General features: G+C 38.4%; 10 protein-coding genes. 5 read left to right on the top strand and 5 right to left on the bottom strand.

What is annotated here, in order from left to right; genetic code table 11:
• Positions 1-201 precede the first annotated feature (201 nt).
• The 3 genes from PLEUR7319_RS0119150 to PLEUR7319_RS0119165 all read right to left on the bottom strand — a co-directional run bounded on the left by PLEUR7319_RS0119150 (position 202) and on the right by PLEUR7319_RS0119165 (position 5,272).
• Entirely contained in the window at positions 202-840 is a 639-nt protein-coding gene (locus PLEUR7319_RS0119150) for a YqiA/YcfP family alpha/beta fold hydrolase (protein ID WP_019506843.1), read from the bottom strand.
• A gap of 57 nt (positions 841-897) precedes the next feature.
• Positions 898-2,334, bottom strand: a complete 1,437-nt coding sequence (locus PLEUR7319_RS38350; RefSeq protein ID WP_019506844.1) for a Hint domain-containing protein — start codon at positions 2,332-2,334, stop codon at positions 898-900.
• A 451-nt stretch (positions 2,335-2,785) separates the two neighbouring features.
• Positions 2,786-5,272, bottom strand: a complete 2,487-nt coding sequence (locus PLEUR7319_RS0119165) for a tetratricopeptide repeat protein (protein ID WP_019506845.1) — start codon at positions 5,270-5,272, stop codon at positions 2,786-2,788.
• 240 nt (positions 5,273-5,512) lie between these two features.
• Here PLEUR7319_RS0119165 and PLEUR7319_RS0119170 point away from each other — a divergent pair, with 240 nt between their 5' ends.
• The 5 genes from PLEUR7319_RS0119170 to PLEUR7319_RS0119190 all read left to right on the top strand — a co-directional run bounded on the left by PLEUR7319_RS0119170 (position 5,513) and on the right by PLEUR7319_RS0119190 (position 10,514).
• Positions 5,513-6,184 carry a response regulator transcription factor gene (locus PLEUR7319_RS0119170; RefSeq protein ID WP_019506846.1) on the top strand — a complete coding sequence of 224 codons (672 nt, stop codon included), beginning with the start codon at positions 5,513-5,515 and terminating at the stop codon, positions 6,182-6,184.
• Between the two features lie 104 nt (positions 6,185-6,288).
• Positions 6,289-6,660: a response regulator transcription factor gene (locus PLEUR7319_RS0119175; protein ID WP_019506847.1), complete on the top strand. Its 372-nt coding sequence runs from the start codon at positions 6,289-6,291 to the stop codon at positions 6,658-6,660.
• A gap of 216 nt (positions 6,661-6,876) precedes the next feature.
• The gene (gene adh / locus PLEUR7319_RS0119180) at positions 6,877-8,397 is read left to right on the top strand and encodes an aldehyde dehydrogenase (RefSeq protein ID WP_019506848.1); all 1,521 of its coding nucleotides are present in this window, start codon (positions 6,877-6,879) and stop codon (positions 8,395-8,397) included.
• 85 nt (positions 8,398-8,482) lie between these two features.
• Complete coding sequence (locus tag PLEUR7319_RS0119185; RefSeq protein ID WP_026102642.1) at positions 8,483-9,352, top strand: hypothetical protein; 870 nt, start codon at positions 8,483-8,485, stop codon at positions 9,350-9,352.
• A 796-nt stretch (positions 9,353-10,148) separates the two neighbouring features.
• Positions 10,149-10,514 carry a hypothetical protein gene (locus tag PLEUR7319_RS0119190; protein WP_019506850.1) on the top strand — a complete coding sequence of 122 codons (366 nt, stop codon included), beginning with the start codon at positions 10,149-10,151 and terminating at the stop codon, positions 10,512-10,514.
• A 5-nt stretch (positions 10,515-10,519) separates the two neighbouring features.
• Here PLEUR7319_RS0119190 and PLEUR7319_RS0119195 read toward each other — a convergent pair whose 3' ends face one another.
• Together PLEUR7319_RS0119195 and PLEUR7319_RS0119200 are read right to left on the bottom strand one after the other, a co-directional pair.
• Positions 10,520-13,399, bottom strand: a complete 2,880-nt coding sequence (locus PLEUR7319_RS0119195; protein ID WP_019506851.1) for a CHAT domain-containing protein — start codon at positions 13,397-13,399, stop codon at positions 10,520-10,522.
• Positions 13,345-15,108, bottom strand: a complete 1,764-nt coding sequence (locus tag PLEUR7319_RS0119200) for a ShlB/FhaC/HecB family hemolysin secretion/activation protein (protein WP_144054341.1) — start codon at positions 15,106-15,108, stop codon at positions 13,345-13,347. The genes PLEUR7319_RS0119195 and PLEUR7319_RS0119200 overlap by 55 nt, the downstream gene beginning before the upstream one ends.
• Between the last annotated feature and the right edge of the window lie 167 nt (positions 15,109-15,275).

Raw genomic sequence — 15,275 nt, forward strand, 5'->3', positions numbered from 1 at the left:
ATCTATATAACTTTTTTAAGTCTGGAGTAACTATGAAAATTGGATAATAGCTCTTAAAAGCTAATTTTGCTAGTAGGCTCTAGAGTGAAATATTTCTGGGAGTAAGTCATGTATTATGCTCAAGACATCTATATTCCGATGTAGAGCAAATTATAGACTGTTTTTATCTTTAGACAGAATTTACCTATTCTTTAGGGCAAATTATTTACCAACCATAAAAACCTGAATTTCTTGCCAAATCCTCTCCTTCATATCATTTAAACCATGATCGCTCAACAGCTCGATTAACTTAACCTCAGTATGTTGACGAGCATAATCTCGACTAACTTGAATCGGCACAACATCATCATTGATACCATGTAAAATTGTTGTAGGAAGCGATCGCTTTAATCCTGAAAGAGGATAACATTCCGCATCTTTGAGAAATTGATAATTCAAAGGAACCTCTTGTTCTTCACCGTAATGGTACACAGGCAAATAACCTGACTCTTGCCATTGTTTGACTTGAGCGGGGTTTAACCTCGATAACCAACTATTAGGAAAACCAAAAGCAGGTGCGAGGAGAATGAGTTTTGTTACTTGAGGACATTTTTCAGCCACCCATGCCGCAGTTAATCCACCAAAACTAGAACCAATTAGAGTAATAGGGGATTGGGAATGGGGAAAAGCAGCAATCGTTTGCTCGATTTGTCGGGTTAGAGTTAAGTGAGTGAAATCCCCTTGATTAAGATCGAGGACGTTGAGATTGATGCCGATTTCGGCAAAGCGAGCCCATAAATACTGTGCTTTGTTAGATTGAGGACCAGAGGCAAAACCATGAAGATAAATGTATGTTGTCATCAGATTCAAATTGAGAACCTATCGCAAAGAAGAATTTAATTAAATTCATCCTAAATTCTATGCTCTCAGTTTAATTTCCCGATCTGTTAATTGTTCAGTAATTGCCATCAGTTTTTTACTAACAAACCGAGGTACTTTATTCTTGCTACTCACACGAGGATAATCCATTGGCCAGAGCATCAAATTACTACCGTGAGGATATAGTTGTTCATATTCAGCACAGTTATCATATTCATTGCGATTTTCTTTTTGTGGTAGATAACTTTCTGCCAGAGTCCCCTCAGCCACTAGCAAAGCATGATTGGCTAATTCGATGTGAAAATAGGTAAATGTTTCAATCGGTTTAGTTTTAATAATTGAGATATTGTTAACTAATGCTCCAGCATTAATCAACAATCCCTCTACGAACAAAGAATGATCTGGGGATGTATACAAGTCCCGACTGGGAGTTTTATTTCCTAAAGCACCGGCTTTAATTAAAATTGGATAACCGCGCAGAGGATTTTTAACTTGATTTGGTTTGATGGTCTGTCGCCCTATCCATTTAATGGGCTCGAGTTGACCATTAGCAGTTTGCACAAAATCGCCAATTTTGAGATTTTCTACGGCGATTTCTCCTTTTTCAGTGAGGATATGAGTACCTGTGAGAAAACATTCAATGTCTACTTTGACATTTTCAGAACTAATGGTTACTTCTTGATTAAAAGTATCATTGTCGCCATCACTGTCTAAGTCACCAGTAAAGGAAACGGTATAGGTATCAGGTGCTAACTGAAGTTGATACCCACCAGAATCATAAGTAGTGGTACTAAAGGTTTGTAGAGATGAATTAATCGCTTGGACAGAGATGTTGCCTAGTCCTTCTCCTACAGTGTAAAAGTCGTCATCGGTAGTGTCGTTATAAACAACACCAGTTAAGAAGGGATTTGTGCCACTAACGAAGCCAAATTCTTGGGTTGCAATGGCAGCATGATTCCATTCTTGACCAAGTAGACCGCCTGCTGAATAATTAGTACCCAGGGCATTACTAATACCAATTTCTCGGTAGTCTGCATTGAGAATGTTGATTCGATGCCCTCGTCCAGGAGTATTTTCGGTAACAAATAGACCTTCATGCCTAGCAATGGTTGCGTCTGTCAAATCTAAAGAACCTGAGCTGACCCCAACGCTAATATTTTCTCCTACTGAACCTGTATATCCCGCCGCGATCGCACGACTACTGATAGTGCTAGCTGTGTTGGGATTAGTATGAGCAAAAAAGTCATCATCATTAATAGCATTTTGATCGAACATGGCTTGAGTATGACCCACTGCTGCTGAAATTAGGTTTTCATTCCAAGCCAGAGGTTGTTTGGGGTCTGTTGAAATAGTTCCAGGAGTCAGACCTTCGTTAAGATCTCCTGCAAGTAATTTGTCTGCTTCCGCCTGAGGATTGGCGCGAGCTCGATTAATCAGCTCAAGCATCAATTGATCTTGATTCGTTGGTTCAGACATAGTTTGTTTTCTCTGCTACTGTATTTTTACTGTGATAATAAGTAATTTAAATTTTTCAGAAACTCAATCAAATCAGATAAATCGGCAATTTGATTGGTAATATATAGATTTTTGACAACAAGAAAATACTTAATTAATAACAACTAAACCTTTTTTTTCTTCTTTTATATTTTATTTATAAGTGTTACCAACATAACATTTGATTTTAAAATTATCCATATATATTAAATATTACACTTTAGCTAATTTGAAAGGCAAAAATTAATTAAAGACTAATTAATATCAATTTAGAAAATATCTTAGACACATAATATTTCGTAAGGGCGAACCGCTGTTCGCTCCAACAAATAATCTGTCTTAAGTAAAAACTGAAATGATCTAAAATAGCTAAATAAATAACGCTATTTATCATTAAGGCTGAGATCTGATAGCTAAAAACTCAAAACTGTACTCAAAACTGTGTGGCTCTAATTCTTCTATGGTAAGCGTTGTGTTGCCAACTTTTGTTAGTTCTTTTGTAAGCCAAGAAAATATGTTGAGTGATAAATTTCCTCAACTGACTTTGAGTCAAAACTAATAATCGCGGCCACATTTGGTAATCTGTATAAGTAAGATAGGGAATTAAACCACTACAAACTACTGAGGTAATTAAGCCTGGACCGGTTTTAAACCAAGGACCTTCATTGCAATAATCAGTTAAATTGTTAACGGCTTGATGAAAAGCTGTGCGAATCATACTTTGACCTGGTATGCAGCCTAAAAAATTATTGCCAATACAGGCAAAATCTTCTTGAAGAACAACTAATTCAGGATTTAGACTAACAATTGTGTCTAGTGATTGACGGCAAAGATCGTCCGCATCAGCATAAAACCCCCCCATGATATTTAGATACGCTAGTCTAAAAAAATCTGCTTGGGTAGCTGGTTGGTCGCAATTGGCAAACGCTTGAAGGACTTGAGCATCATAATGTTGTCGTAAAAAAGCGATCGCTGTATTCAGAGAGAAACGAGTGTATTCATACTGGGGATTCAGATCGATCCAGCTTTGACAAATTCTCTGTAATTCTTCTGGAGGTTCTGGTTCATCCCAAAATTGAACGATTCTTTGGGGAATAGCAGGAATACTAGTTGAGTTTATAGATAATGTTTGTTGAATTCCGTCAAAAATTCCTTGTTGTCTTAATTCTCGGGCAAGATAAAGAGCAGTCCCTAAATAAGTAGGTTCTTGCGCCAGGAGACTTCCTAATTTTAATATTCTCTCGGATCCTGTTTCTTGTTGTGCTTTTTGAAGTTCTGCTAATAGGGGCGGATTAATCCGAAGTTCATTAGTAACCATAGCAGGATGGCTTTTCAATGGCACAGCAGTTTTGCCAGGTGGAGTTTTAAGCTTCAGTTCTTCGGTGGCGATTTTAAATTCTTGGCGAGCCTCATCTATTCTACCGGTAAGCATGAAGATGGTTGCTAGTCGATTTCTGGCTCCTGTTGCTATAGCTGATAATGAGATCGCTTTTTGGAAATGTGCTTCAGCTTTTGGGTAATCGTATTGATAAAAATAGACATTGCCTCTTAGCTGTTCAGTTTGTCTAATCCAGTCTTGATTGTCCGTAGAAATTTGATCGAGTACATCAAGAGCAGCAGCATAATCACCTTGCTCCATCAGTACGCGACCAAGCTGCCATGATAGTTGAATATTATGAGGAAAACGAGCCAGTCCGTTGATTAAAAGTTGATGGCTGAGTTCAAGATTACCCAAACGTAACTGTAATTCAATTAATTGAATGAGAATATAAACTGAATTAGGTATTTTATCTTGTGCTGTTTGCAGTAATTTCAAAGCAGCTCCTGTTTCTCCTTGAAGAAAAACTAAATTAGCTAGCAGACAATATCCGTGATGGTGATTAGGATGTTGATGACAAATTTCCTGATAAGATTGACGTGCTGCTTGCCAATTTTCTAAAGCTTGGTATAGTGACCCTAATTGAATTAAAACTGGGATATTCGCTCCTAACAACCGGTAGGTTTCTTCAAGAAGAGTAATAGCTAATTCAACTTGACCAGACTGACTATAAATTTTGGCTAATTCAATACGGGAGTTAAGATGTTCTGGATTAGTTGCCAATATACTCTTATATACACTTGCTGCTGCGGACAGATTTGGTATTTTTTGGAAAATACTGCCTTTAATCATTTGAGCGCGAATGTTTTCGGGAAATTTCGGGATAATTGCCTCGATAAGTTTAAGTGCTTCGTTTATACGACCTAAATCTCTTAATTCTTCAAGGGCAAATAGTTCGGCATTAAGAGAATCAGCCAAATTAGAAGCTTTTTCTTGAGCGAGACAAAAACACTGCAATGCTTTTCCTCGTTGACCTAATTTTCTAGCCAAGTGACCAGAATACATTACGGTACGAGGCTCTTCAGGATATCTTTGACGCAATATTTCGAGATTATTTTGAGCTTCTACCAAACGTCCTAAATCAAATAAAATATCTATCCTATTGAAGTGCGGTTCAATTCTTTCAGGATAATTGGCGATCGCTTGTTGAAAATAGCTCAGGGCTATCTCTAGTTGTTGAGATTTTTGCTCTAATTGACCCATTTGTATTAGAGCATTAAAGTTATCAGGATAATATTCTAATGCCAGGTCTATTTTTTTTCTGGCTGCTTCAAAATTATTTAAATCTCTCAGTTCAATTGCAACATCCAGATTAGCCCATAGATTTTGTGGGTCGATCTCTAAAGCTTTTTGATAGTACTTGAGTGCTTGTTTTCTCCGACCTCTCTGACGTTCTAATTTCCCAAGATGCATGAGAATATTAAAATTATTGGGAGATTTTTCTAAAAGTTTTTGTATTTGATTAATAGCTTGGGGGGAATTCCCCAGCTTTTTAATATCAGATAAACGTTTCTGTGTGGTTTGATTTTTCGACTCGCTCATCTTAAATGAACTACTGATCTAAAATTATTTGGTTACATCGGTTATCATCAAGATCCATTGACCAGAATAATTCCTAATAATAACTCAATATTTTTTGAGGTTGTGCTGACGTGGGATAAGCTGTGAAAGGGGCTTTCCCTGTCGCTTTTAGTAAAACTCGACTTTTACTGTGATTTTACTCTTAAAGGCAACAATAGGGCAGAACGGGAATGACATTCCCAGATTAATTGAGTAGAGTCTATGAGTAGAATCCTGATTGCTGAAGACGAACCACGCATTGCTGCCTTTGTGCAAAAGGGGCTGCGAGCCAATGGCTTTACTACTGCGATCGCCAGTGATGCTCAAGAAGCACTCAATATGGTGCTGGGAAGTGATTTTGATTTAATGCTGTTGGATTTAGGACTACCAATCAAAGATGGATTAACGGTCTTAGAAGAATTACGCGGGCAAGGTGCTAAGTTGCCAATTATTATTCTTACAGCTCGCGATGATATCAAAGATAAAGTAGCTGGGTTAGAAAGTGGAGCGGATGACTATGTTACCAAACCCTTTAGTTTTGAAGAATTACTAGCGAGAATACGCTTACGCTTACGCTCTTATCAGCAAGATACAACAAAAGGAGAAGAAACAAATCTGGTAGTTGGTAATTTACTGCTAGATTTACGAACTCGCAAAGTAAAAATTGCTAATCAAGAAATAGATTTGCCCGCAAGAGAATTTATTCTTTTAGAAACCTTTATGCGGCATCCTAACCAAGTGATGAGCCGTGAACAGTTACTAGACCGTGTTTGGGGTTATGATTATGACCCTGGTTCTAATATCGTTGATGTTTACGTAGGATATCTACGGAAAAAATTAGGGAGTAAAACAATCGAAACTGTCAGAGGCATGGGCTATCGATTGCGAAGATGAGAAAAGTCTCATTTTAGATTTATCGATAAGGTTCGGAAGAATGTTATTTTAAAGAAATTAAGTACAATTACTCAATTAATTTCTCTCCGATAATTAATTAACCCATGAGTCGTATTCTTATTGCTGAAGACGAAGCACGTTTAGCTGCCTTTATCGAAAAGGGTTTACGTAGAAATGGCTATCAAATAGCGATCGCCAGTGATGGAGTGCAAGCATTGCAAATGATCCGCAGTGGTGAATTCGATCTATTGCTGCTGGATATAGGACTACCGATTATAGATGGTTGGACAGTATTGAGTGAATTAGAAGCTAATTCTATTAACTTGTCGACTATTGTCGTAACTGCTAGTGATGATGTCTCAGCTAGCCTCAAACGAATTACGAAAAGAGTTCCAGATTATATATGTAAACCTTTTCGATTCGCAGAGCTACTAGAGCTAATACAAGTCAATTTACCAAATGAAAGCGTAAATTAATATCTACATCTATAGAATTGCTATTAAATTAAGTTTATAAATAACGAAGTAGTTGCTAATTGTTTGCTCTAATTGGGAGTATAGACTTTCTCAAATTAATGAGGTACACCTCGATTAGCCATTAGCCATTAGCCATTAGCCATTAGCCAAAACCAGGGTTTAGGACTGTATTTCACGTAAATGAGAACCGCTGTAAAGATCAGGAGGTCATAATCAATGGTTGTATCCGCTCCAAAACAATTAGATAATCGCCCTATTTTTCAATCTCGCTATGATAACTTTATTGGCGGGAAATGGATTGCTCCACACAATCGTCAGTATGCCGATAACCTTTCGCCCGTAACTGGAAAACCTATTTGTCAAATTCCCCGTTCCAGTAAAGAAGACATTGAATTAGCTTTAGATGCTGCTCATATAGCTCAGGAACAATGGAGTCAAACTTCAGTTAGCGATCGCGCCCGTATTTTAAATAAGATTGCCGATCGCATGGAAGAAAACCTAGAAATGCTAGCTACAGCAGAAACTTGGGACAATGGGAAGCCAATCCGAGAAACGACTGCTGCCGATCTTCCTTTGGCGATCGATCACTTCCGTTACTTTGCTGGTTGTATTCGTGCTCAAGAAGGTTCAATTGGGGAAATTGATGGCGATACTGTAGCCTATCACTTTCACGAGCCATTGGGGGTAGTCGGTCAAATTATTCCCTGGAATTTCCCTTTGCTAATGGCAACCTGGAAATTAGCCCCTGCCCTAGCAGCCGGAAATTGCGTCGTCCTTAAACCAGCCGGACCTACCCCTGCCTCCATTCTGGTGTTAATGGAACTGATTGGCGATTTGCTACCTGATGGAGTGATTAACATTGTCAATGGTTCGGGAGCACAAATCGGTAAAGCCCTGGCTACCAGCAATCGTATCGCTAAAGTGGCTTTTACAGGGGAAACTACCACCGGGCGTTTAATTATGCAGTATGCGTCCCAAAATATTATCCCCGTAACTCTAGAACTTGGCGGTAAATCCCCCAACGTTTTCTTAGAAGATGTCTGCGCTAAAGATGATGATTTCTTCGATAAAGCGATCGAAGGATTTGTCATGTTTGCCCTCAATCAAGGTGAAGTTTGCACCTGTCCTTCTCGTGCTCTAATTCAAGAATCGATTTACGAGCAATTTATGGAAAAAGCTTTAGCTAGAGTAGCCGAGATTAAACAAGGCAATCCTCTTGAACCTTCAACTATGTTAGGTGCGCAAGTATCAGCTAATCAAATGGAGAAGATTCAGTCTTATGTCGATTTGGGTCGGGCCGAAGGTGCAGAATGTCTAATTGGTGGCGAAAAAAATCTTCTAGATGGTGATTTAAAAGATGGTTATTATTACAAACCTACTGTCTTCAAAGGTCACAACCAAATGCGGATCTTTCAGGAGGAAATCTTTGGACCTGTTTTAGCCGTTACTACTTTTAAAGACGAAGCAGAAGCTTTGACAATAGCTAATGATACTCTCTATGGGCTAGGTGCAGGAGTATGGACGAGAGATATGAACACGGCCTATCGCTTAGGACGGGGAATCAAAGCTGGACGAGTCTGGACCAACTGCTATCATTTGTATCCTGCTCATGCTGCCTTTGGCGGTTACAAAGTGTCTGGTATTGGGCGCGAAAATCATAAGATGATGCTAGAGCACTATCAGCAAACTAAAAACTTGCTAGTCAGTTACAACCCTAAAGCAATGGGATTCTTTTAGTAGCAAATCGTAATTACCGTAAAGAATACTGTTCGGGAAAGTTTTACAATCAGAATTATCAAAGCAGACAAAGATAAAAATTTCTATGTTGCGTAAAATCTTAATTCTGATCATGTCATTGTCGTTGTGCTGGACTACTCTAGGTTGTTCTGGCTCTTCAACGTCAATGCAATCCCCATCATCTTCTAATAATAATGCTAGTATTTCCTCTGCACCAACATCTATTAGTGATGGTAAATATCCGGTGCAGCAGGCAACCTATGACGATGCAAGTGGTGAGTACAGTTTAATGTTACTCAATACTCCCCCAGGAACACCTCCAGTATTGCAAACAGCCCAGCTCCAGATGGCACGAATTGATGAAGAGCAAGCGGCAAACGGAGAAAAAACTTATCTTCAGGTTGATAATGGTCAACCCGTGATGTACCTCACAGAAGATTTCAAAATTGAATATGTTCATAACGCCACGGAAACTAGAACCGATCCTCAAACTGGTCAAACTGAGACAGTAGTGGTTAGAAGAGAATCTAGTTTCTGGACTCCTTTTGCTGGAGCCTTGGCAGGACAAGCAATTGCCAGTATGCTATTTAGACCCCAATATTATGTCCCACCTGTATATCAATCAGGGGGAATTTTAACTGGTTATGGTGGTTATGGTAGTAGTTATTCTCAAGCGGTTAATCGTTATCAAGATCGCTATAATGCTCCTCCTGCGGCAGTCAAAAACCGTCGTACACTGAGAACCACTGGTAGTGTTCGTAATACTGCTAGCAATAAAGCTCGCAAGTCATTGAGCAATAAAAATCGCGCTACTGGATCTGGTGTTGGTTCTAGCACTCTCCGTTCTTCTGGAAAAGCAAAAGCTAAGCAGTTCAAACGTCCTAGCGGCTTTGGTAGCAGCTCCGGTCTGAGAACTCCCAGACGTAGCTTTAGGGGTTCTCGAAGAAGAAGATAAAAGTGTTAGTCATGGAAATGGGAAAAGTTTAATGGACAAGGGACAAAGGTTATATTTACCAGATGTGAGCGAGAAAGCCTCTTCCTTCAGATGGAGGATGATAGCGAACTGAACGGACTTGGGTTGAGAATTTACAACGCGGTGGTTCTACAAGCTGAATTCGATTCAGCGTAGCCCACCGCCATATTTGACACATAATCTTTGTATACCAAGAGTTTCAGACATTGTATAATACTTGTAAGTTCTCTAACAGAGTTGAAGTATGGGGTTCTAAAAACGAGTTTTTTAGGTAAAACTTCGAGCAACACTTGAGAATGTAGTCTTTCTAGTTTGATTGGAACAAATGCGAATCGCTAGCGGTAAAATGCAGGATTCAACTAAGCTCTAGAAGACCTAAAGAAAGAAAACCAATCCTGGTTGTTTGGAGTAATCCAACTGGTGAGGGCATTTTCCAGTGTGAGAGTAGATGTCAGACAAGTCTAACTTGCTATCTACGCCAGTATTGCAGAATCCTCTAGCTGAAGCAAGAGGAGTATGTCAAATTTTTTGTCCCTGTGACCTTCAAAAGCGTTTACTTAAATAAACGGTGAAACAGTTGCGTTGTGCGGGGTCCCCCCGTTGTCCCAAAGGGATACCGCAAGCATAAGCAAACTGTTGAACCCGAAGGGCTGATAGCTAGGGCGAAGCCCTTTACCTTTCTAACCTTGACCTCTAGTTTGAGTCTGAAATGTAGTCTATTGAACTAAACACTTATAATAAAGGTAGCGAAGCCACTCCATAATGGTGAGAGGGCAACATGAAAACTAACACTTTATACTCTGTTTCTTTTTTCTGCACTTCTTTAGCAATGGCGATCGCCTTGGTAATGATTGGTGCAATGGGTACTGCAAAAGCACAAAATACAGTTCCTCAGCTGGATAATTTTGACTCAAATGGCTTGTTTACACCAACATCAGCCCAAAGATTCTTTGAACAAGGCAGGCGCAATATGGAAAGGGAAATAGAAATTTTGGAAGATCCAGAGCATTATTTTGGAGAAGGTATTCTCCAGATCAACACTATTGACATCAAAGTAATCCAAGAAACCGGGTCAACAAAACCAATTGATAATTTTCCTGGAGGTAGTTCTCAATATGAATTAGAAACCAACCACACAAACTAACGTACTTATTGCCAATTTCCGACTAGGACATAAGGAGACCAGTAGAAAGGATGGGGTGGTAGATCTTTAAGAGATTCAAATCTAGGATTTTCTCTCAGAAAATTTATCAGAGAAAGTTGAGAATTTTTGAGTGCGTTTACTTTTTGGGAATTGGGTTTCCTCAACTCCTGATAAAATTGAGTCATTAAATCAGCCGTAAATTTATCTCCCACTGGCCATAGACTAGCAATAGTACTACTAGTCCCAGAACGAACAGCTACTCCAGCTAAACCTAAAACAGCTTTTTCATCTCCTGCTGCAGTATCACAAGCACTTAACACAAGAAGTTCTGGAATATTAGTTTTTCCGACACTTAACAATTGATTCAACTTATCAACATTAATGGATTCTCCATCACCTGTAACAATAAAAGTTTTTTCAGGATTGGAGCTAAATAAACCATGAGTTGCTAAATGAAGTACGTCATATGGCTGTTGTTTAAGTTCATTTTCAAGTCGCTTGGCGGTGAATTCTTCATTAAGAAGCTGTTGGCAATTAGGACAATTTGCGCCGATCTGGTTAAGTTCTAGAGCAACTTTATCGAGTGCAGAGAAAAGTTTTCCATCAATTTCAACTTGTTGATTAACTCCAGCAGCTAAAATGCTTAATGATTCTGATTTAGACTGTTGAGAAGTAAGTGACTGTAACTGTAAACTAGGAACATAAGCGATACCGTAATTTTCAATTAAATATTGTTTACCGTCATACAGTGCAGCCATTGGTACTCTCTGTAAGCGATCGTTAAGCACAAAAGCCAAGGTTTCAATTTGGCTAGAGTTTAATTCAGACTCAAAAGGGCGAATTAACCATTCGTATAACTGTGTTAATATCGGCAACAAATTTTGGGTGTTTGCCTCTACCTGTCTTGACCTAAGAGGTACAGTTTTGAATATATTAATAGCAGAATCATTAAAGCTTTCATTGTATAAGTTGTCATACAGACTATCTAAAGTTTCATTGAATTTTGTTTCTGCGATCGCAATGGTGGTTTGTTTTAATGGCTGTTTGGGTAAAGATAAAATTACTTCTAGTCTATTGGGAAAAATAATCGGGTAGATTACTGCTGCCTGGTTATCTAAATCCTCAATTTGGATAGCAACTTGTGCCTCTTCTACACAAGGATCTTGAAAGAAATTATCTAATTCTGCAATCTGCAAAGATTCTATAATAGTTCTTGCTAGTTCTAAACGATTTTTTTGCGGTTTGATTTGAGATTTGGTTTGAGAAGTTTGCGGATTTAAAACTATTAAAGATTCTAATTCTGGTTCTGAAAGCTCGGATTTAAGTAGTAAATCGGCTAAAGATTTATATACAGGCTGAATCTCTTGGCGAAAATCAAATTGTAAATCTTGATTATTTTTATTTAGATCGGTACGAAGAGATTGCAAAGTATTAAAGGCAGCAAAGTAACTAGAAATTGCACCTTTTGTATCTCCAAGATCTCTGAGGATATTTCCTAATTGAGATTGCCATAAATAGCTAATTTCCTGAGAATTTTCAGCAAGCAATAAAGACTGCTCTGTCATTTGCTTTGCTTGTTGGAGTATCTTTTGTCCGTCATTACTTGACTGTGTTGATGAATCTAGCTGTTGCCACTGTTTGTAATACATCAGACCCATGTAACCCAAGGCATAAGATTCAGATTCACTATCTTGTAAAGAGCGAGCCTGTTCTAAAGATGTTGTCAACTGAGGTTCAACAATATCTATTTGTGACAATTTGAGAGATTGATTAGCAAAATTTATTCTCGCGGATATTGCTGCACGAGTTGGAGGTAAATCGTTAATATTAGATTTAATTGTGGTTTGTAAGGTGGCAATTTCTGGATTTAATCTTGTATTGAGTAAAGATAAAAAGCCTTCTGCTCTTTGAATTAATCGAGAATCGTCAACTCTTGACCAAGAAGAAATACGTCGATTTACTTCTGCTTGCCACCATTGCTTAAGATCTACTAGTAAACTTAAGTGATTAAGTTGTGCTTGAACTTTAGTCATAGGTGAAGTAGATGAGCTGGTTTCTACTTTCTGATAAGATTCAATAGCTGAGATATCTGGTTCCAAAGCCTTTGATTGAGATTGAGAGGCGATAATCTCAGTGATTTGTTCGTAATTCCAGCGATGTCGCGTTTGAATACCTAAAGTCTTTTTCGTATTAGCTAAACTTAATTGGGTAGCTCCCTCCACTGGTAGACCCTGAACATTAGAGAGAGTATATTCTAAGACTTTTTGAGATTCTTTAAGCTGTCCCTGTAGTCTCAAAACTTCCCCCAGACTGCGAAAGGCGATCGCTCGATCAATTGATATTTTTTGAGAATTTGGAGAGAATTGATCAAGCAACAAATCAACCTGCTCGGAGTCACAATTTGGTTGCTCGAAAGCAAAGGCTTGAAGTAAAGTTTTACAGGCTCTAGGATATGTACCTAAATTTTGCTGAGCTTGAGCTTTATTAACCAGACTACTAAAAACTCCTTCTTCATTACCTACTTGTTGATAAGCTTCGGCTGCTTTCTCCCAGAGATTGATTGCTTCGTCAAATTTTCCGGCATTGTATTGTTGTTGACCTTTCTTGGTGATTGCCAAAATATCAGAATTTTTGCCTGACTCAGCTTTAGCTAATAATACTTCACTATCGATCTTACTTTTATTTACTTGTATTTGCTCTTGATTGATGTCAGGCAACAAGGGTATATTACGCGCCGAAGCTGGTAACAATAAACTGGAACTCAATCCCAATAAACTACAAAAAATAAAAATTACCAGATTACGAGATTTAATCAGATTAATGGCTTTTCTTAAAATAGTTTGAGATTGTAATTTAATTGAAAATAAACGCCGTTTTCTTGCCATGTGTTATCACCAGAATCAATATCTACTAAAGGAATTCCCCAATCTAAGCGAGCTGTCAAATTATCACTTTGCTGCCATAACAAACCCACTCCCGTACCGACTAAAGTATTAGTCTCAGGATCTGGTCGCTCAATATTCCAAACGGTTCCCAAATCGATAAAGGGTGTTATTTGCAAACTGCCTTGCACTTGGGAAACTTGAAGAATAGGTACCCTAAGCTCCGCTGAAGCCAAGATCCCACTGTCGCTCAATAACACATCTTGACGATATCCTCGCACACTTGCTTGACCCCCTAGCCCAAAGTTTTCCAAAGAAACTAAAGAATCGGTTGCTAGCTGAAAATCAGATTTTACGACTAAGCTAGTACCTACTTGAGAATTATTTTTTGGTGTCTTTAAAAGGCGTAACCATAATATTTGTCCTCGCCAGGCAAAAAACTGGCTATCTGCTTCACCATTATCATTGACAGTAGCATCAAAAGCATCTATTCCAAGGCTAAATTGAGATCGAGCAGCAAGAAATGTTTGACGACTGCGTTGTTGCCATTCTTGAGCAAAACGCAATACAGATAGTCTAGTTTCTCCTTCTCGATCTGCTCCAATAGAAATCGGAAAATCTCTTCCCAGTAGTTGACCATCGCTTTCTCGTCTAGATGCAGTTAAGCTCAAAGCTAGTTCTTGAGTACTATTCTCTGTGGCTTTTTGAAGGATTGGCTGTCTGTAGGTAAAATCAAAATCACGGGAATTAATTTCAATATCTAAATCATCAAACGGGTCTTCAACAATTTCACTATCAATATTTCTGAAGTTAAAACCCAAACTACCATCGCGAGAATTAATCGGTAAAGTATATCCTACTTCAAATTCGTCACTACCATCAGTATTGAGATAGGTCAAACTGATCCCATCTCCAATGCCAAAAAGATTATCTTCTGATATCTCAACACCGCGTTGAACACTGCCGACACTAGGATTTCGATTATTATTGAGAATGGCTTGGAAGCCAAAAGTTTTTGCTCCGTTAACAGTAATATCGAGAATATTTGTACCTCTTTTATTGCCACTAGCAAGTTCAGCATTAATATTGTCTATCAAAGGATTAAGCTGCAATAGTTGTAGTGCTTCTTGCAGTTTATTAATATTTAAAGGTGTGGACGTTGCCCGGGAAATGCGATCGCGGATGTATTTTTCTTTGAGTCTACCTTGGGTAATATTGATATTAATATCTGCTAAGCTGCTTTCGACGATTTGAATTTTCAGGCTATCTGATTCCAGTTGCTGTTCGGGGATATAGGCGCCCGAAGTAATATACCCTTGTTGTAAATAAAGCTCTGTTATCCTATTGACTGCTTGAAGTAGTTGTGCAAAACTAATCGGCTGACCAATAAATTCAGCCGTTGCTGCCTGTAATTCTTCTTCTTTAAATACCGTCCCGCCAACAAATTCAAAACTCTCAAAAGTAAACTCTCCTGGAATATCAGGAACCCCCTCCGAAGGTGTTGTTTCTTCAGTAGAAGGTGTTTCGATTGGTTGTTCTTGAGGTGTTAGAGGAGTTGGAGCGGGAAGTTCAGGAGATTGAGAAGGAACGGGATTTCTCGATTGTGCAAATCCCTGAGGTGCATAAAAAAAAATAGCTAAAATAGGAGACAATACTAAAAATATGGCTCTCAAACGAGACAAAATCAACCTATTATGCCAAGTATTGCTCACAATTTTAATTTTTAAACTTGTTCTATTATTTTCTATTAAACGCTAGGAACTGATAGTTAATTTTTATGTTGTCTAAGTAGCAAATTTATCGCTTCCAAATTAAAGCTTTCAGCTTTTATGCAATCAACAATCAGAGGGGTGAGCGAAATTTACGGTGGCAAAAATTT

Source organism: Pleurocapsa sp. PCC 7319 (assembly GCF_000332195.1).
Classification (GTDB): domain Bacteria; phylum Cyanobacteriota; class Cyanobacteriia; order Cyanobacteriales; family Xenococcaceae; genus Waterburya.

What these genes read in the sequence shown, in the direction of transcription:
- PLEUR7319_RS0119150 (WP_019506843.1), bottom strand. Translation starts at nt 840, where the DNA reads ATGACAACATACATTTATCTTCATGGTTTTGCCTCTGGTCCTCAATCT.
- PLEUR7319_RS38350 (WP_019506844.1), bottom strand. Translation starts at nt 2,334, where the DNA reads ATGTCTGAACCAACGAATCAAGATCAATTGATGCTTGAGCTGATTAAT.
- PLEUR7319_RS0119165 (WP_019506845.1), bottom strand. Translation starts at nt 5,272, where the DNA reads ATGAGCGAGTCGAAAAATCAAACCACACAGAAACGTTTATCTGATATT.
- PLEUR7319_RS0119170 (WP_019506846.1), top strand. Translation starts at nt 5,513, where the DNA reads ATGAGTAGAATCCTGATTGCTGAAGACGAACCACGCATTGCTGCCTTT.
- PLEUR7319_RS0119175 (WP_019506847.1), top strand. Translation starts at nt 6,289, where the DNA reads ATGAGTCGTATTCTTATTGCTGAAGACGAAGCACGTTTAGCTGCCTTT.
- adh (WP_019506848.1), top strand. Translation starts at nt 6,877, where the DNA reads ATGGTTGTATCCGCTCCAAAACAATTAGATAATCGCCCTATTTTTCAA.
- PLEUR7319_RS0119185 (WP_026102642.1), top strand. Translation starts at nt 8,483, where the DNA reads ATGTTGCGTAAAATCTTAATTCTGATCATGTCATTGTCGTTGTGCTGG.
- PLEUR7319_RS0119190 (WP_019506850.1), top strand. Translation starts at nt 10,149, where the DNA reads ATGAAAACTAACACTTTATACTCTGTTTCTTTTTTCTGCACTTCTTTA.
- PLEUR7319_RS0119195 (WP_019506851.1), bottom strand. Translation starts at nt 13,399, where the DNA reads ATGGCAAGAAAACGGCGTTTATTTTCAATTAAATTACAATCTCAAACT.